The following is a 16,520-nucleotide window of genomic DNA, read 5'->3' as shown; positions in this document are numbered from 1 at the left end:
GACGACTCAGCCGACCCGGTCGGTGAGCGGCTTGACCCAGCGCCGCCACTGCTCCTCGGGCCCGTACCCGGCGGCGCTCCACGCGTGCTTCGCCCGCTCGTTGCGCACCAGCACCATCGCGTCGGCGCGCCGTCCGCCGAGGCGTCCGAAGCGCTCCTCGGCGGCGGCCAGCAGGGCCTTCGCGATGCCCTGCCGCCGCCGCTCGGGAGCCACCGCGAGCCGGTAGAGATGGCAGCGCCAGCCGTCGAAACCCGCGATCACCGTGCCGACCAGTTCGCCGTCCCGCTCGGCCACGATCAGCGCCTCCGGGTCGCGCGCCAGCAGGCCCTCCACGCCGGCGCTGTCGTCGCTGATGCTCGTGCCCTCGGCGGCCGTCCGCCAGAACGCGAGCACGGCGTCGAGGTCAGCGGGGGCGGCGGGGCGTACGCGCAACTCGTTCATGCCGCCACCCTGACCGCGGCCGTGCCCCGCGCGCCGGGGTTTCCATCATGCGGACTCGGCGCGCAGCCGTTCGATCACCGGCGCGAACGCCTCCATCTGGGGCTCCAGGACGGTGAGGTTGGTGAAGCCGTACCGCGCGCGCTGCGCTCTGACCTTCGCCACGACGTCCTCCAGCGGACCCACGAGCATGACGGGCAGCGCCGGCATGGTCTCCAGGGTCAGGTCCGGCCGCCGCTCCAGCACCGGCCTCAGCGCCGACTCGGGGTCGTCGGTGACGGCGACCTGCTGGATCAGCAGGCTCAGCTCGGCGGGCTCCGCCCGCCCGCCCGCCAACTCCTTGTAGCGGCCCACCCGTTCGTCCAACTCGTCGGCGGTGAGCGGTTCGAGCGCCCCCGTGTCCCCCGTCCGGGCGCCCGGGAAGGCGGCGATGTCGGCGTGCTCGGCGGTCAGCCGCAGCATCCGGTCGCCGTTGCCGGCGATCAGCAGCGGCACCCGGGTCTGCTCCGGGCGCGGCCGGTACTCCGGGGAGCCGAGCAGCCGGTCCAACTCCTCGACGGTGCGCCGCAGGTGGTCCACCCGCTCACCCGGGGAGCCGAAGGGCAGCCCGGCCGCCTCGTGTTCCTCCTGCACATAGCCGGTACCGAGGCCGAGTTCGAGGCGTCCGCCGGTGAGCGCGTCCGTGGTCGCCACCTCGCGGGCCAGCAGCGCCGGGTTGTAGAAGCCCGCGTTGAGCACGAGCGTGCCGACCCGGACCCGCTCGGTCGCCTGCGCCGCCGCGACCAGCGCGGGGAAGGGCGCCACCCAGCCGAGATGGTCGGGGACGAGGATCACGTCGTAGCCCAGCTCCTCGGCGCGACGGCACTTGGCCCGCCACTCGGCCGCGGACGCGGGCCTGAGCATGTTGACCCCGAAGCGGAACGGACGCGGCATGAAGTCTCCTCAACCAGAAGCGAATTGACCTTCAGCTGACATTGCATCACGTCCGGTCCTGCGTGCGCGCGCCGTCACTCGTGGGCGATCGCCGCCAGCACGTTCATGCGCGACGCCCGCAACGCCGGCAGCAGGGCGGCCACGACACCCACCACCGCGGAGCCGATCACCACCGCCACGATGGTGCCCCAGGGGATCGCGAACGCCGTCAGCCCGCGCAGCGCCAGCACCTGTTGCATGCACACGCCCCACACCAGGCCGAGGGCGAGCCCGAGCACCGCGCCGAACACCGCGATCACCACCGACTCCAGCCGGATCATCCGCCGCAACTGCCGCCGCCCCAGACCGATCGCGCGCAGCAGCCCGATCTCCCGGGTGCGCTCCACCACCGAGAGGGCGAGGGTGTTGACCACACCGAGCACCGCGATGACGATCGCCAGGCCCAGCAGCGCGTACACCAGGTACAGCAGCACGCTGATCTGGTCGTGCACCAGCTTCTTGTAGTCGCTCTGGTTGCGCACCTGCACCTGCGGGAACGGCTTGAGCGCCTGCTCCAGCCGGGGGCGCAGGTCCTGCGGCCGCGTGCCGGGCGCGGCGTTCACGTACAGCGCGGAGTCCTGCCCGCCGGGCGCGTACCGCTCCAGCGTGCCGAGGCCGAAGAAGACGCCGCCCTGGTTGCCGAAGCCGTCGGTCGTGGACTGCTCGGTGAGCGCGCCGACCGTCAGCTCGGCCCGGCGGCCCCCCGGGAACCGCACCGGGAGCACGCTGCCGAGCCGCACCCCGTGGTCCTCGGCGAAGCTCGCGTCCAGGGCGAGGTGCCCGTCCGCCAGCGCGGCCGCCGAGCCGCCCTTCGCGTAGGAGAGGTGCACGACGTCGTCCAGCCCCGGGCCGTAACCGGCCGCGCCCGTCTCGACCCGGCCGCCGTCGGGCAGCCCTACCGCGATCCGCGTCAGCCGCTGCGCCACGACGAGCCCCGCCCCCCTGGTCGCGGCCACGCGGTCGGCGACCTGCCGGGTGAACGGGGTGAAGTTGGCGTTCTGGACCGTGAAGTCGGCGCCGAGGCGCCGGTCGATCTGCTGGTCGAACGACGCCGACATGGACGCGCTCGCCACCGACATCCCGCCCACCAGGGCCAGGCCCACCATCAGCGCGGCGGCCGTGGCACCGGTACGGCGGGGATTGCGCAGGGCGTTGCGCTGGCTCATCCGGCCGACCGTGCCGAACAGCGCGGGGAAGCCCGCGCCCAGCACCCGGATCACCGGCCGCACCAGCAGCGGCCCGGCGACGACGGTCGCGATCAGCGTCAGCGCCACGCCGATGCCCAGCAGTACGGCGGCGGTCCCGGTCTTCGTGGCCGCCGCGCACCCGGCCAGCGCCGCCGCGCCCACGGCCCCGACCGCAGCGCCGGCGATCGCCCGCGCCCGCAGCGGCCTGCCCACACCGGCGACCTCGGCGTCCGCGAGCGCAGCCATGGGGGAGACGGCCGCCGCGCGCCGGGCGGGCAGGTAGGCCGCCACGAAGGTCACACCGAGCCCGACGAGGTACGCGGCGGCGGGCGTGCCCCAGCCGATCACCATCTGCGCGGCGCTCAGGTTCATCCCGAGCGCCCCCATGAGGCCGATCAGCCCGTACGCCAGCCCGATCCCGGCCGCGAGGCCGAGCGTCGAGCCGACCAGGCCCAGCAGCAGCGCCTCCGTCAGCACCGAGCGCCGTACCTGCTTCCGGTCGGCGCCCAGCGCGCGCAGCAGGCCCAGCTCCCGGGTGCGCTGGGCGATCAGCATGGAGAAGGTGTTGACGATCAGGAAGACGCCGACCAGGAGAGCGACCCCGGCGAAGCCCAGCATGACGTACTTGACGACGTCCAGGAACGTGCCGAGGCTGGCCGCCGCCGACTTGGCCTGCTCGTCCGCGGTCCGCACGTCGTAGGCGGCCGCGGCCGCGCCGAGCGCCGCGACGACCCGGTGCTTGAGCTGCGCGTCGGAGACGCCCGGGGCCGCGTCCACCGAGATGCCGGTGGCCCGCGCGTCCGAGCCGAGGAGGCGGTGCCCGGCCACCGCCGGGTCCAGGAAGAGCAGGGCCGCGCCCGTGTTGGTCGTGGTGAACGTGGCGATCCCGACGACCCGCACCGGGAAGGTCCCGGGCTGCGCCTGCACGGTCAGCGTGTCGCCGATCCGCACGTGCCTCCTGCCGGCCGTGTCGGCGTCGAGCAGTGCCTCGCCGGGACCACGCGGGGCGTGCCCGGAGGTCAGCTCCACCGGACTGTGCCGGGTCGGGTACCAGGAGCCGGCGAGGGTGGGCGCGCCGTTGGTCGGGCTGATGGAGCGGTCGCGGTGGTCGACCACCACGATGTTCTGCACCTGCACGTCGGCGCGTGCCGCCGCCACCCCGTCGGCGCGTGCCACCTTCTCCCGCAGCGCGGCGGGCAGGGTTCCCACCGCGCCGCTCGCCCGCGCGGACATCAGGTCACGCTTCGGCTGCACGGTCACGTCGGCGGCGGTGGAGGCGAACAGCCGGTCGAACGTGCGGGTGACGGTGTCGGAGAAGATCAGGCTGCCCGCGACGAACGCCACGGACAGGACCACGGCCAGCGCCGACAGCGCGAGCCGCCCCTTGTGCGCGAGGAAGCTTCTCAGGGTCGCCTTGAGCACCGGGTCAGTCCTCCCGTGCGGCGCCCGTGCCGCGGGCGCCGTCGAACCGCTTCATCCGCTCCAGCACCCGCTCCGCCGTCGGCCGGGCCAACTCGTCCACGATCCGCCCGTCGGCGAGGAAGAGCACCAGGTCGGAGTGGGCGGCGGCGCCCGGGTCGTGGGTGACCATGACGACGGTCTGTCCCAGGTCGTCCACCGCGCCGCGCAGAAAGCCCAGCACTTCGAGGCCGGCCCGCGAGTCGAGGTTTCCGGTCGGTTCGTCGGCGAAGATCAGCTCGGGCCGGGAGGCCAGTGCCCGCGCGCACGCCACGCGCTGCTGCTGGCCGCCGGACAACTGGCTGGGCCGGTGCGTGAGCCTTCCGCGCAACCCGAGGGTGTCGATCACCTGATCGAGCCACGCCTGATCGGGTTTCCGGCCCGCGATGTCCATCGGCAGGGTGATGTTCTCGGCGGCGGTCAGCGTCGGGATGAGATTGAACGACTGGAACATGAACCCGATCCGGTCCCGCCGCAGCCGGGTCAGCTCCCGCTCCCGCAGCCCCGTGATCTCGGTGTCGCCCAGCCACACCTGCCCGGCCGACACCGTGTCGAGCCCGGCCAGGCAGTGCATCAGCGTGGACTTGCCGGACCCCGAGGGCCCCATCACGGCGGTGAACCGGCCCCGCGCGATGTCCACGTCCACCGAGTCCAGCGCGAGTACGGCGGTCTCGCCCGCGCCGTAGGCCTTGGTCAGCCCGCGGGCGCGGGCCGCGGTCCCCTCGCCCGGCACGCGGCCGGGGGCGTGCCGTGCGGCAGCGGATGTGGACAAGACCGCCTCCCGGTCACCGGTTCGAGCTGTCCTGGGTGAGCCTAATGTGACCGGGGGCACGGGGGAATCGGGGGCCGCGCCGACGCGCGGGCCGGCGGGGTGACCTGCGGAACCCTGCCGGCGCGGCGCGGGCGGCGCTCCGGCGGGCCCGCGGGACGCGCCCGTGCGCCCCCTGGTGCCCCCGTCGGAGCTTGCCCCTGCTAGCACCCTGGCGCTAGCGTCGAGACATGGCGAAGACCCAGCTGAACGTGCGCGTGGACGAGGGCACCGCCCGCGCGGCGCGGGAGCGCGCGCTGGCCCGCGGGATGAGTGTCAACCGCTACATCGAGGAACTGGTCAGACAGGACACCGGCGAGGCGGGCCGCACGTTCGTGGAGGCCGCCGCCGACTTCATGAAGCAGTACGAGTCCGTGTTCGCCGAGGAGTTCACCGAGTCGCGCGGCCCCGCTCCGCGCGAAGGACGCAGCTGATCCCTTGAGCGATTCCCCGAACGGGCTGAGCATCGACCTCGCCTGGCTGCTCATGCTCGCCGAACAGAAGACCCCCGGGGACCCGCAGGTCACCGACTGGGGCGCGCTGATCGCCGCCGTCGCCCGGCACCGGGCGGAGATATTCGGCGTACCGGTGTACGAGACGCCGTACGCGCGCGCCGCCGCCCTCCTCCAGCTGCTCATCCACGTGCCGGCGCTGGAGCGCTCCAACGCGTTGTTCGCCTCCGCCGTCGCCTACGCCTATCTGATCGCCAGCGGCGCGAAGGTCGTCACCACGCCGGAGCAGGTGCGCGACCTCGCCCGGTTGGTGAAGGACGGCGCGGCCAGCGTGGACGACATCGCCCGGGAGCTGCGCCGCTGGAGCCTGTGATCAACCGCCGTCCGGACGCCAGGCGGTCCCGAGCACGCAGTACGAGGCGGGCAGCCTCGGCCCGTGCTCGGGCAGCAGCAGGCTGCGGTACGGCCCGAGTTCGAAGCCGGCGGAGCGCAGCGCGGCCACCGGGTCCCGGGCCAGGTGGCAGCCCCCGGCGAGCGCGGGCCACACCGTGCGGTCGAGGGCGTGCTGGGTCAGCCTCATCGCCCGGCCCCCGCCCCGCCCGTGCTCGAAGAACCGCACCTGCCCGCCCGGCCGGAGCACCCGCCGTACCTCACCCAGTGCCCGCGCCACGTCGTGCACGCTGCACAAGACCAGGGACAGCACGACCGCGTCGAACGCCTCGCTCCCGACGGGCAGCGCCTCCGCCGCGCCGGGCACGACGTCGACCGGCACCGACGCGCGCCGTGCCGCCTCCCGCGCCAGCCGCCCGAGCAGCGGCTCCGGCTCGACGGCGACGACCTCCGTGACGGTGGCCGGATAGCGGGCGAAGTTCAGCCCGTTTCCCGCGCCGACCTCGATCACCCGGCCCGTCAGCCCCGCGAGCAGCCGCCCCCGCACCCCGGCGAAGCCGAGCCGCGTCTCCGCCCCGACACTGCATCGCGCGTAGTACCGCGCGAACACCGGATGCCGCACGGACTCCCGCCCCGCCGCCTCGGACCTCAGCCGCACACCGACCTCCCGGACATCCCGAACCTGGGGGAAGTGTGCGCCCTCAGGCCCCCTGCCATGCCCCTTCCCGCGCTCTGAACGCCTCCGCGTCCCACGTTCCGTCCAGACGCGGGGAAAGCCAACCGGGGGCCGACGCCCTGAAGCCGGCCGGCGGCAGCGCGCCCGCGCCCGCCGGGAGGGCGCCCAGCAGGGGCGTGGCGGAGACCTCGGGGAGGTCGGCGAGGTTGCAGCGGGTGGCCAGGTCGGGGGCGGCGGGCCAGCTGCCGATCACCACGCCGAACGGCTCCAGGCCACGGCGGCGCAGCTCGCGTGCCGTCAGCTCCGTGGCGTTCAGCGTGCCGAGGCCCGCCTGCGCCACGATCAGCACCGGCGCGCCCAGCAGCCGCGCCGCGTCCGCCAGCGTGCCGCCCGCCGCGTCGAACCGTACGAGCAGGCCGCCCGCCCCCTCGACCAGCACCAGATCGTGCTCGGTGGCCAGCTTGGCGGCCCGCTCGGCCACCTCCTGCGGATGCACCGGAGCCATGCCGGCCCGCCGCGCCGCCGTACCCGGGGCCAACGGCTCGGGATAGCGCGCGAGCTCGTCCGCCGTGACACCGCCCGCGAGCCGCGCCACCTCGTCGGCGTCCCCGCGCTCGTCCGGCCGTACCCCCGTCTGGGCGGCCTTGAGCACGGCCACCGAACGCCCGGCCGCGAGCGCCGCCGCGGCGACGGCGGCCGTGGTGACGGTCTTGCCGACCTCCGTGCCCGTCCCCGTGATCACCAGTACCGGCATCTCAACCCTCCCGCGCCGCGGCGCACACCGCGCGCGCGATCCTCGCCACGTCCTCGTCCGACGTGACGTACGGCGGCATCGTGTACACGAGATCGCGGAACGGGCGCAGCCACACGCCCTCCCGTACGGCCGCACGGGTGGCCGCGGCCATGTCGATCTCGTGGTCCAGCTGGACGACCCCGATCGCGCCCAGCACCCGCACGTCCCGCACCCCGGGCAGCCCGGCCGCCGGTGCGAGACCTGCGGTGAGGCCCGCCTCGATCCGCTTGACCTCGGCCTGCCAGTCCCGGCCCCTGAGCAGCTCCAGCGAGGCGCAGGCCACGGCCGCCGCCAGCGGATTGCCCATGAACGTCGGCCCGTGCGCCAGCACCGGCACCTCGCCCCGCGAGATCCCCGTCGCCACCCGCGCCGTGCACAGTGTGGCCGCCATCGTCAGGTAGCCGCCGGTCAGCGCCTTGCCCACGCACATCACATCCGGGGTGACGGCCGCGTGGTCCGCCGCGAACAGGGCCCCGGTACGCCCGAAACCGGTCGCGATCTCGTCGAACACCAGGAGCACGTCGTGCGCGTCGCACGCCTCGCGCAGCACCCGCAGATACGCGGGGGAGTGGAAGCGCATGCCCCCGGCGCCCTGCACCACCGGCTCCACGATCACCGCGGCCAGCTCGTCCGCGTGCTCTCCGATCAGCTCGCGCAAGTGCTCCGCGTACGACTCCTCGTACCCGGCCGGCGGCGCGTCCGCGAAGATCTGGCGCGGCAGCGCGCCGGACCACAGCTCGTGCATCCCGCCCTCGGGGTCGCACACCGACATCGGATGCCAGGTGTCCCCGTGGTAGCCGCCCCGCCAGGTCAGCATCCGCCGCTTGCCGGGCCGGCCGAGCGAACGCCAGTACTGGAGGCACATCTTGACGGCGACCTCGACCGACACCGAGCCGGAGTCGGCCAGGAACACATGCTCCAGACCCTCCGGCGACATGTCGACGAGGAGCTTCGCGAGCCGGACCGCGGGCTCATGGGTGAGCCCGCCGAACATCACATGGCTCATGCGCTCCAGCTGCCCCCGCGCCGCCTCGTTGAGGACCGGGTGGTTGTAGCCGTGGATCGCCGACCACCACGACGACATGCCGTCCACCAGCTCGCCCGAGCCGTCCGCGAGCCGCAGCCGGACCCCGCTCGCCGACTCCACGACGAGCGGTTCGGCCCGTCCGGGCATCGGACCGTACGGATGCCAGACGTGCCGCCGGTCCAGCTCCAGCAGCTCGGGGACGCTGAGGCGGGGCAGGTCAGGCATTGGGCGCGAGATCCGTTCCGGCGCCCCGGCGGCGGACGGCGACCAGGTCGGTGCGCGGCTCGTTCGCGGCCACCGGCTCCCCGGCCGGCTCCGCGGGAGCCGAACCGCAGACCCCCGCGCCGTCGTGGCAGCCGCCCGTGCCGCCCTCATGGCAGCCGGCGGCGGCGCCCTCGTGGCAGCCCCCGCCCGCGCGGTGCTCCGGCAGGGTCACCTGTCCGGCGCCCTCCACCTCGAAGCCGGCGTCGGCGATCATCTCCAGGTCGGCCTTGCCCGCCTGGCCCTCGCTGGTCAGGTAGTCGCCGAGGAAGATGGAGTTGGCCAGGTTCAGCGCGAGCGGCTGCATCGTGCGCAGGTGCACCTCACGGCCGCCCGCGATGCGCACCTCCACGTCCGGGCAGACGAAGCGGACCATCGCCAGGATCCGCAGACAGCGCTGCGGGGTGAGGTTCCACTCCTTGGCCAGCGGGGTGCCCTCGAACGGGATCAGGAAGTTCACCGGAACGGAGTCGGGGTCCAGCTCGCGCAGCGAGAAGACGACGTCCACCAGGTCCTCGTCGCTCTCGCCCATGCCGGCGATCAGCCCGGAGCACGGCGACAGCCCGGCCGCGTGCGCCTTCTGCACCGTGTCCACCCGATCGGCGTAGGTGTGGGTGGTGGTGATGTCCCCGTAGGTGGACTCGGAGGTGTTCAGGTTGTGGTTGTAGGCGTCCGCGCCGGCCTCGCGCAGCCGTTCGGCCTGGCCGTCCGAGAGCAGCCCTAGGCACGCGCACACCTCGACGCCCTCGTTCTCCTCCTTGATGGCCTTGATGGTCTGCGAGACCCGGTCCACGTCCCGGTCGGTCGGGCCGCGTCCGCTCGCCACCAGGCAGACGCGCTTGGCGCCGCCCGCGAGCCCCGCGGCGGCGGCCTGGGATGCCTCGTCGGGCTTGAGCCAGGTGTACTTGAGGATGCCCGCCTCGGAGCCGAGCCGCTGGGAGCAGTAGGAGCAGTCCTCGGGGCACAGGCCCGACTTGAGGTTGACCAGGTAGTTGAGTTTCACGCGCCGGCCGAACCAGTGCCGGCGCACCTTGCCGGCCGCGGCCACCACATCGAGCAGGTCGTCGTCGGAGGTGGCCAGCACGGCGAGTGCTTCCTCGCGGGTCGGCAGCTCGCGCCGAAGCCCCTTGTCCACCAGCGTGTTCAGCAGGTCCATGAGGCCCGATCCTGTCTTACGGGACCGCCCCGGGCCAAGGAGACTTCGCACAACGAAGCCGGTTCACCGTGTGGGTATTGCCACACGGTGGGCGCGCGGTCGGCCCGCTAGGGTCTGTGCGCTACCTACAAAACCTCCGGAGGACTCATGGCGTTCGGCTGGATCGAGGAGCAGGCCGGGGCGCGCCGCCGGGCCGGGCTCGTACGGCGCCTCAGCCCGCGCCCCGCCGACTCCCCGCTGCTGGACCTGGCGAGCAACGACTACCTGGGCCTCGCCCGGCACCCCGAGGTGACCGAGGGCGCGGCGCGGGCGGCCCGCACCTGGGGCGGCGGCGCCACCGGCTCCCGGCTGGTCACCGGCACCACCGCGCTGCACGCCGAACTCGAGCGCGAGCTGGCCGCGTTCTGCGGCTTCGAGGCGGCCCTGGTCTTCTCCTCCGGCTACGCCGCCAACCTGGCCGCGGTCACCGCGCTCGGCCCGCACGGCTCGCTCGTCGTCTCCGACGCGGGCAACCACGCCTCGCTCATCGACGGCTGCCGGCTCGCCCGGGGCGAGACCCAGGTCGTCGGGCACGCCGACCCGCAGGCGGTGCGCAAGGCCCTCGCCACGCACGCCGGACCGGCCATCGTGGTCTCGGACACCGTGTTCTCGGTCGACGGGGACCGGGCGCCGCTGGCCGCGCTGGCCGAGGCGTGCCGGGAGCGCGGCGCGGGACTCGTGGTGGACGACGCCCACGGCCTCGGCGTGCTGGGCGACGGCGGCCGCGGGGCGCCGCACGCGACCGGGCTCGCGGGCGCACCGGACGTGGTGGTCACGGCGACCCTGTCCAAGTCGCTCGGCAGCCAGGGCGGGGTGGTACTGGGTACCGCGCGGGTGATCGACCACCTGGTCAACGCGGCCCGGACCTTCATCTTCGACACCGGCCTCGCGCCGGCGGCGGCCGGTGCGGCCCTCGCGGCCCTGCGGCTGCTCGTCCGGGAGCCCGAGCGTGCGGCACGGTCCCGGGCGGTGGCGGGGGAGCTGCACGAACGGCTGACCGCCGCGGGTCTGGAGTCGGTGCGTCCGGACGCCGCGGTGGTCTCCGTACGGGCCCCGTCCCCGGAGCAGGCGGTGCGCTGGGCGGCCGACTGCCGTACCGCGGGCCTGGCCGTGGGCTGTTTCCGTCCTCCCTCCGTGCCCGACGGCATCTCACGGCTGCGGCTGACCGCCCGCGCGGACCTCTCCGGGGCCGAGATCGCGCAGGCGGTGCGGGTGATCGGCGAGACGCGACCATGAGTCGGCGGAACACGGCCGTGCTTCGCGGGTGAGCGGGTCTCAGCGGAGCGCGGCCACGAAGCCGGCCCAGCTGGCGGCGGAGAAGAGCAGCGCGGGGCCGGCGGGGTCCTTCGAGTCGCGCACGGCGAGCAGTCCGGACCAGGGTCCGGAGCGCGGCCGTGCCGTCTCCACGCAGTTGTTGGCTCCCGTGCTGTAACTGCTGCGCGACCAGCGCGCGTCGTACAGGTCGGTACTGGCAGGGACGTTCCGAGGCAGGGCGGACAATGGTGCCTCCTTACGCGCCGTCACCTATCCCGGCGATGTAGTCGAGCGAATCGTGGGGGGAGAGAGCGTGGCTCTGAAGGGTGCGGAAGGCCTCCGAGTACGCCCGGAGGTCTTCTTTCCGTTCCAGATAGAGGCTACTCGTCAACTGGTCTAGAACAACCACATCGAGATCAGAAGTGCTCGGAAATGAGAAGATAACGAAAGGGCCGGTAAGGCCCACGTGCGCTCCCGCCCCGAACGGCAGCACCTGGAGCCGCACTTGGGGCAGCCGGGCGGCGTCCATCAGCCGCTCCAGCTGGCGCGCCATCACCTCGGGGCCTCCGACCTCGCGGCGCAGCACCGCCTCGTCCAGGACCGCGCACAGCTCCAGCGGCGGGTTCGAGCGCAGCACGTCCTGCCGGGCCAGGCGCACCTCCACCAGCGCGTCCAAGCGCTCCTCGGTCACGTCATTGACGGCCGCCCGGGTCACCGCGCGCGCGTACTCGGCCGTCTGGAGCAGACCGGGCACGACGGTGGTCTCCAGGGTGCGCATCGCGCTGGCCTGCGACTCCAGGCTGATGAAGTCCCGGTAGGTGGGCGGGAGCACCCCGCGGTAGGCGTGCCACCAGCGGTTGCGATCGCCGTCGCCGTCCCCGGAGCCGGCCAGCATCAGCAGCAGCTCGCACAGCTGGGCGTCCCGCACGGCGTAGGCGTCCAGAAGTAAGCGCAGATCGGCCGGTTTCACACCACTGGCGCCCGTCTCGATGCGGCTCACCTTCGACTGGTGCCAGCCGACCAGGCGGGCCGCCTCCCCACTGGTGAGCCCCGCGCCGGTGCGCAGCGTGCGCAGTTCGGCACCCAATTTGCGGCGGCGCACTGCCGGCCCGTTCTGCATGGGCTCCTCCTTACTCCTTACGGGCCGCCCCCATACGGTCTCCCGTCGCAGAGTTCACCGCATCGAGCGACAGATATATGCATATCTTGGTGGATCGCTCCCCGTGACGGTCCGCTGATGGCAGTCTGGCGAGGAAGCACCAGTCCGGGACCGTACTCGAACCATCCGCTCCATGTCGGACTTCGGTCCCGTGGGAAAGGGACGACGTCGCCATGGCAGACCACCTGGAAGCATCCGTCACCCTGCCCAGCGATCCCGCCTCGGTCGCCGCCGCGCGGTCGTACGTGCTGGGCACCCTGGCGGAGTGGGGCCTGCCGGCGGACACCGAGGCGGCGGACACCGTGCGGCTCATCGTCTCCGAACTGGCCACGAACGCCGTCCAGCACACCTTCGGGCAGTCCCCGACCTTCACGGTCGACATCGCGCTGGACCGCGACGAACGGCTGCGCATCGGCGTCACGGACAGTCATCCGCGCTTCCCGAAGAGACTGCCCGCGGCCGTGCAGCAGGACAACGGCCGCGGCATGGTCATCATCCGCTGGCTCACCGCCGAGTGCGGTGGCAGGCTCCGTGTCCGCCCCACCCGCGAGGGCGGCAAGACGGTCTCCATCGAACTGCCCTGGACCGTCCCGGCGGAGCCGGTGGCGGCGGCGGGCCGGCAGGAGCCGTAGCACGGAGCCGTGAAACGTTCACCCGGCGGGCGAGCGTGACCCGTCCCGGCCGCCCGTGGGCTTGAGGCGGTACCGGAGACGGGGGAAGGCACAAGGAGCGGCCCGGTGGCTGGAGTCGCTCCCCGCGTGAAGGCGGGTCAGCTGACCCGGCCGTACCAGACGCTCTTGGACCAGATCTTCTCCAGCCTGACCACGGCGCCGCTCTTCGGCGCGTGCCAGATCTTGCCGTGACCGGCGTAGATGCCGACGTGGTAGACGTACGAGCCGGAGTGGAAGAACACAAGGTCACCGGCTCTGCGGCTGCCGGCGGAGATGTGGTGGGTCTTGTTGTACTGCTGGGCGGCGGTCCGCGGCAGCGTCTTGCCGGCCTTCTTGAACGAGTAGAGCGTCAGCCCCGAGCAGTCGAAGCGGCGCGGTCCGGTGGCCCCCCACTGGTACGGGGCGCCCTTCTTGGACGCCGCGATGTTCAGGGCCTTCGTCGCCAGTGTCGCGGCCGAGGCGTCGGTGGCGAGGCCCGGGACCGCGATCGAGCCGCCCACGGCGGCGAGGGTGAGGGCCGAGGCCGTACCGGCACGGGCCATCAGCGACGGGACACGATTGAGCGCAGTCATGCGCAACCCTTCGTCAGCCGCCTGTGAAGGATGACCTGTCGGATTCGGGCTGGCGAAGTAGCCCGGCCGCGTTGCCACGGCTTCACCCCAAGGGCCGCCCGGAGCGTCCGCCCGTCCGTGTCCACGGACGGTCCTCCGCTTCGGCGACCCGCCTTGCCTGGGTCCTCCACTCCTGCCGATCCACTCCTGTCGACCGGTCATCCGGGCGGCGGCAGGATTCGGCGTCCGCCCGGATCGCCCCGCCGCGGCGGCGGGGTCTTGTCGTCAGACAGGGATCTTCACCCACAGCTGTCCGAAAATCCCAATGGAACCGGGGATTTGTGGCGTTACTCACCACTCGCCCACTCGGGTGGACGGCGAGGTGTGCGACGCACCGTCAGTTCCCGTGCGTAGCCCCGGACCTGGGAAAAGGCGGCCGTCTGCGGAGCATGGGCACGGCGCGCGCGCAACTCGGGAGAGCGGGAAACCGGTCCGGATATACACCGGTCGGCGGTACGTCGTTCGGACCGTGTCGCGTCGGGACCCGGCGGGCGCGCGGACGCCCCGCACCCGCCGGACCCGGCGACCGTCCGGATCAGCCCACGGCGTCCGGCGGGAGCGCGACGCGAGCGGCCCGGCGCTCGCCGTCCAGCACCCGAAGGGCCCGTGCCAGCGTGCCCCCGTGCAGCTCCCGTTCGCCCCGTTCGTGCATCAGCTCCAGCGCGGCGCGCAGTTCTTCGGCCTTGCGTACCAGCGCCTGCGCGGCGCGCAGCCCGCGATAGGTGTCCCCGTCGCGCGCCGGGTTGATCCTGCCCAGCAGGTCGACCACGGCCAGATAGTGGTCGACCAGCTCGCCCTCCGCCTGCGTCAGCGCGGGCAGCGGCGGCAGTTCCTCGGGCAGCACGACCGGCTCACCGCTCGCCGGGCAGGTCGCGGCGGCTGGGCACCACGCCGTCCACCAGGCCGTACGACAGCGCGCCCGGCGCGTCCAGCATCAGGTCCCGCTCCAGGTCCTGGTGGACCTGCTCCCCGGTGCGCCCGGTGTGCCGGACCAGCATCTCCTCCATCAGGGTGCGCAGCCTGACCAGCTCCTCCGCCTGGATCAGCAGGTCGCTCGGCTGGCCCTGGGCCGGCTCGGGCAGCGCGGGCTGGGAGAGCACCACCCGGGCGCCGGGCAGGGTGAACCGCTTGCCGGGGGTGCCGGCGGCCAGCAGCAGGGCAGCGACCGAGGCGGCCTGGCCCAGGCAGTACGTCTGCACGTCGCAGGTGACGTACCGCATCGTGTCGTAGACCGCCGTCATGGCGTGGAACGAGCCGCCCGGACAGTTCAGATACAGCGTGATGTCCCGGTCCGGGGCCAGGTGTTCGAGGTGCATGAACTGGGTGATCACATCGCCGGCCGCCGCCTGGTCCAGGGGTGTGCCGAGGAAGACGACCCGGTTCTCGAACAGCTTCGAGTACGGATCGAGCCGCTGCTCCCCGAAGGTCGTGCGCTCGGTGAACTCGGGCAGGACGTAACGGGCGGACGGTCGGGACATCTGGGCACACCCCTCCTCACGGCGGAGACCGGTGATCTCCGACTTCTGTACAGAATGTACAGGACGTACTTGCCGTTATGGTGGGACCGGATTCTGGTGATCACGTCAAAAGCTCAGGTCAGATGGCCTTTTTGCGCCTCGCTGGTCGCAGATGTCTCACAACTGTTCCTGGAACTGCGGCAACAAAGGCCGAGATCCATCGGATGACCGGGCGGGTCGTCGAGTGCCTGATCGACGAGATGAACCGGCCGCGGGGATCCAAGGACGCCGCCCTGCGGATCCCGCCGGCCTGGGGTTCCGCGTGGAGGGGGTGACGAGAGTCGAACTCGCGCTCTCCTGGTTCCACTTGCGCTGAGAGGGCATTTGATCTAGGCGTATCGCCCTGTACACCCTGGTAGTTTCCTCGCCAGGTTGGTGTGGTCTCGTCCGTTATGCGCTCGGAGAGGTTGTCGATCGAGGCGATGTGGATCACCGCCTCGGAGCTGGTTCACGCAGTTCGGCGATCATGTGGATAAGGTCCTGGAGGCTGTGGCACGGACAGTCAGCGGAACAGGCGGAAGAACCCGCGCACCTGCTCGACCAGCGACTCCGGCTGCTCCAGCGCGGCGAAGTGGCCACCGTGCGGCAGCTCCTCGAACCAGCGCAGGTCGGTGAACCGCAGCTCGGCCTCCCGTCTCGACGGGCGGGTTATGTCGCGTGGGTAGACCGACAGCCCGGATGGCGCGGTCACCTTGTCGCGGAAGTCGGCGAAGCTCTCCCAGTACAGGCGCGCCGACGACGTGGCCGACGCGGTGAACCAATAGACCGAGATCTCGTCGAGGATCGTCTGCCGCGACAACGCGTCCTCGGGATGGCCGTCGTTGTCCGTCCACGCCCAGAACTTCTCGGCGATCCAGGCGGCCTGCCCCGCCGGGGAGTCGGTGAGGCCGTAGCCGAGCGTCTGCGGCCGGGTCGCCTGGATCGCCGAGTACCCCCGGCCGGTGCGCTGCATCTCCTTCTCGGCCTCGAGATTCGCCAGCTCCGCGGGCGTCGGGTCGTCGAACGTGCCCGCCGCCACGGATCCCAGGTTCAGGTGCACGCCGGCGACCCGCTCGGGCGCCACCCCGCCCAGCACCGCGGACACCGCCGAGCCCCAGTCACCGCCCTGCGCGCCGTACCGTTCATAACCCAGCGAGACCATCAACGTGTCCCAGGCGCGCGCGGTGCGAGTGACGTCCCACCCGGTCGTCGACGGCTTGTCACTCCAGCCGTACCCGGGCAACGACGGCGCGACCACGTGGAACGCGTCCGCCGGGTCACCGCCGTGCGCGCGCGGGTCGGTCAGCGGGCCGAGGACCTCCAGGAACTCGAGCACCGAACCCGGCCACCCGTGCGTGAGCACGAGCGGGAACGCGTCCGGCTCCGGCGAGCGGACGTGCAGGAAGTGGATGCCCAGCCCGTCGATCGTGTCGCGGTACTGCGGGAACACGTTCAGCCGCTCGGCGAACCCGAAGTCGTAGTCCTCGGCCCAGCTGCGACAAAGCTCCTGCGCATACGCCAGTGGCAAACCCTGTGACCAGTCGTCCACCGGCTCGCGCTCGGGCCACCGTGTCCGTCGCAATCGTTCACGCAGGTCCGCGATCTCGGCTTCGGTGATGCTGACCTCGAATGGCTCGGCGGGCATGGCAGGGCTCCTCACTGGTCACGGCGT

At 72.8% G+C, this 16,520-nt stretch carries 18 protein-coding genes and 1 pseudogene; 4 read left to right on the top strand and 15 right to left on the bottom strand.

Features of this window, described 5'->3' with window-relative positions:
* Positions 1 to 6: 6 nt before the first annotated feature.
* The 4 genes from QSK45_RS19715 to QSK45_RS19700 all read right to left on the bottom strand — a co-directional run bounded on the left by QSK45_RS19715 (position 7) and on the right by QSK45_RS19700 (position 4,827).
* A complete protein-coding gene (locus QSK45_RS19715) occupies positions 7 to 441 on the bottom strand; it encodes a GNAT family N-acetyltransferase (RefSeq protein WP_285558634.1) in 435 nt (144 codons plus the stop codon).
* A 45-nt stretch (positions 442 to 486) separates the two neighbouring features.
* Positions 487 to 1,371, bottom strand: a complete 885-nt coding sequence (locus QSK45_RS19710) for an LLM class F420-dependent oxidoreductase (protein ID WP_285558632.1) — start codon at positions 1,369 to 1,371, stop codon at positions 487 to 489.
* Between the two features lie 74 nt (positions 1,372 to 1,445).
* Positions 1,446 to 4,019 (bottom strand): ABC transporter permease, encoded by a 2,574-nt coding sequence (locus QSK45_RS19705; protein WP_285558630.1) that lies wholly within the window; start codon positions 4,017 to 4,019, stop codon positions 1,446 to 1,448.
* A 4-nt stretch (positions 4,020 to 4,023) separates the two neighbouring features.
* Complete coding sequence (locus tag QSK45_RS19700) at positions 4,024 to 4,827, bottom strand: ABC transporter ATP-binding protein (RefSeq protein WP_285558628.1); 804 nt, start codon at positions 4,825 to 4,827, stop codon at positions 4,024 to 4,026.
* 227 nt (positions 4,828 to 5,054) lie between these two features.
* Here QSK45_RS19700 and QSK45_RS19695 point away from each other — a divergent pair, with 227 nt between their 5' ends.
* Both QSK45_RS19695 and QSK45_RS19690 read left to right on the top strand, forming a co-directional pair.
* The gene (locus tag QSK45_RS19695) at positions 5,055 to 5,297 is read left to right on the top strand and encodes a toxin-antitoxin system HicB family antitoxin (protein WP_285558626.1); all 243 of its coding nucleotides are present in this window, start codon (positions 5,055 to 5,057) and stop codon (positions 5,295 to 5,297) included.
* Positions 5,298 to 5,349: 52 nt separating this feature from the next.
* Positions 5,350 to 5,688, top strand: coding sequence for a fic family toxin-antitoxin system, toxin component (locus QSK45_RS19690; RefSeq protein ID WP_285558882.1), 339 nt, complete (start codon positions 5,350 to 5,352; stop codon positions 5,686 to 5,688).
* Here QSK45_RS19690 and QSK45_RS19685 read toward each other — a convergent pair whose 3' ends face one another.
* The 4 genes from QSK45_RS19685 to bioB are packed head-to-tail and all read right to left on the bottom strand — an operon-like array spanning position 5,689 to position 9,618.
* The gene (locus QSK45_RS19685; RefSeq protein WP_285558624.1) at positions 5,689 to 6,363 is read right to left on the bottom strand and encodes a class I SAM-dependent methyltransferase; all 675 of its coding nucleotides are present in this window, start codon (positions 6,361 to 6,363) and stop codon (positions 5,689 to 5,691) included. It lies immediately after the preceding gene.
* A 43-nt stretch (positions 6,364 to 6,406) separates the two neighbouring features.
* Positions 6,407 to 7,135: a dethiobiotin synthase gene (gene bioD / locus QSK45_RS19680; protein ID WP_285558621.1), complete on the bottom strand. Its 729-nt coding sequence runs from the start codon at positions 7,133 to 7,135 to the stop codon at positions 6,407 to 6,409.
* A 1-nt stretch (position 7,136) separates the two neighbouring features.
* Positions 7,137 to 8,426, bottom strand: coding sequence for an adenosylmethionine--8-amino-7-oxononanoate transaminase (locus tag QSK45_RS19675; RefSeq protein ID WP_285558619.1), 1,290 nt, complete (start codon positions 8,424 to 8,426; stop codon positions 7,137 to 7,139).
* Positions 8,419 to 9,618 (bottom strand): biotin synthase BioB, encoded by a 1,200-nt coding sequence (gene bioB, locus QSK45_RS19670; protein WP_285558618.1) that lies wholly within the window; start codon positions 9,616 to 9,618, stop codon positions 8,419 to 8,421. The genes QSK45_RS19675 and bioB overlap by 8 nt, the downstream gene beginning before the upstream one ends.
* Positions 9,619 to 9,765: 147 nt before the next feature.
* On the opposite strand from bioB, the gene QSK45_RS19665 reads away from it, so the two are divergent.
* Positions 9,766 to 10,893, top strand: coding sequence for an 8-amino-7-oxononanoate synthase (locus QSK45_RS19665; RefSeq protein WP_285558616.1), 1,128 nt, complete (start codon positions 9,766 to 9,768; stop codon positions 10,891 to 10,893).
* A gap of 39 nt (positions 10,894 to 10,932) precedes the next feature.
* Here QSK45_RS19665 and QSK45_RS19660 read toward each other — a convergent pair whose 3' ends face one another.
* Complete coding sequence (locus QSK45_RS19660; protein WP_285558614.1) at positions 10,933 to 11,157, bottom strand: DUF397 domain-containing protein; 225 nt, start codon at positions 11,155 to 11,157, stop codon at positions 10,933 to 10,935.
* Between the two features lie 10 nt (positions 11,158 to 11,167).
* Positions 11,168 to 12,031: a helix-turn-helix domain-containing protein gene (locus QSK45_RS19655; protein WP_285558612.1), complete on the bottom strand. Its 864-nt coding sequence runs from the start codon at positions 12,029 to 12,031 to the stop codon at positions 11,168 to 11,170.
* Positions 12,032 to 12,243: 212 nt separating this feature from the next.
* Between QSK45_RS19655 and QSK45_RS19650 the strand changes: the two genes are divergently transcribed.
* Complete coding sequence (locus QSK45_RS19650; protein WP_285558610.1) at positions 12,244 to 12,702, top strand: ATP-binding protein; 459 nt, start codon at positions 12,244 to 12,246, stop codon at positions 12,700 to 12,702.
* A 137-nt stretch (positions 12,703 to 12,839) separates the two neighbouring features.
* Here QSK45_RS19650 and QSK45_RS19645 read toward each other — a convergent pair whose 3' ends face one another.
* The 5 genes and pseudogenes from QSK45_RS19645 to QSK45_RS38555 all read right to left on the bottom strand — a co-directional run bounded on the left by QSK45_RS19645 (position 12,840) and on the right by QSK45_RS38555 (position 16,493).
* Positions 12,840 to 13,313, bottom strand: coding sequence for a C40 family peptidase (locus tag QSK45_RS19645; RefSeq protein ID WP_285558608.1), 474 nt, complete (start codon positions 13,311 to 13,313; stop codon positions 12,840 to 12,842).
* Between the two features lie 574 nt (positions 13,314 to 13,887).
* Positions 13,888 to 14,196, bottom strand: coding sequence for a hypothetical protein (locus QSK45_RS19640; protein WP_285558607.1), 309 nt, complete (start codon positions 14,194 to 14,196; stop codon positions 13,888 to 13,890).
* 7 nt (positions 14,197 to 14,203) lie between these two features.
* A complete protein-coding gene (locus QSK45_RS19635) occupies positions 14,204 to 14,830 on the bottom strand; it encodes an ATP-dependent Clp protease proteolytic subunit (RefSeq protein WP_285558606.1) in 627 nt (208 codons plus the stop codon).
* Positions 14,831 to 15,224: 394 nt separating this feature from the next.
* Positions 15,225 to 15,317: pseudogene (locus QSK45_RS38560) on the bottom strand (IS5/IS1182 family transposase); the annotation flags it as partial.
* Positions 15,318 to 15,371: 54 nt separating this feature from the next.
* Positions 15,372 to 16,493 (bottom strand): epoxide hydrolase family protein, encoded by a 1,122-nt coding sequence (locus QSK45_RS38555; protein ID WP_490993589.1) that lies wholly within the window; start codon positions 16,491 to 16,493, stop codon positions 15,372 to 15,374.
* Positions 16,494 to 16,520: the final 27 nt, after the last annotated feature.

Origin of the sequence: Streptomyces hygroscopicus subsp. hygroscopicus, assembly GCF_030269125.1 — a bacterium.
GTDB classification, from domain to species: domain Bacteria; phylum Actinomycetota; class Actinomycetes; order Streptomycetales; family Streptomycetaceae; genus Streptomyces; species Streptomyces hygroscopicus_C.
This window is presented reverse-complemented; position numbering and strand designations above follow the sequence as displayed.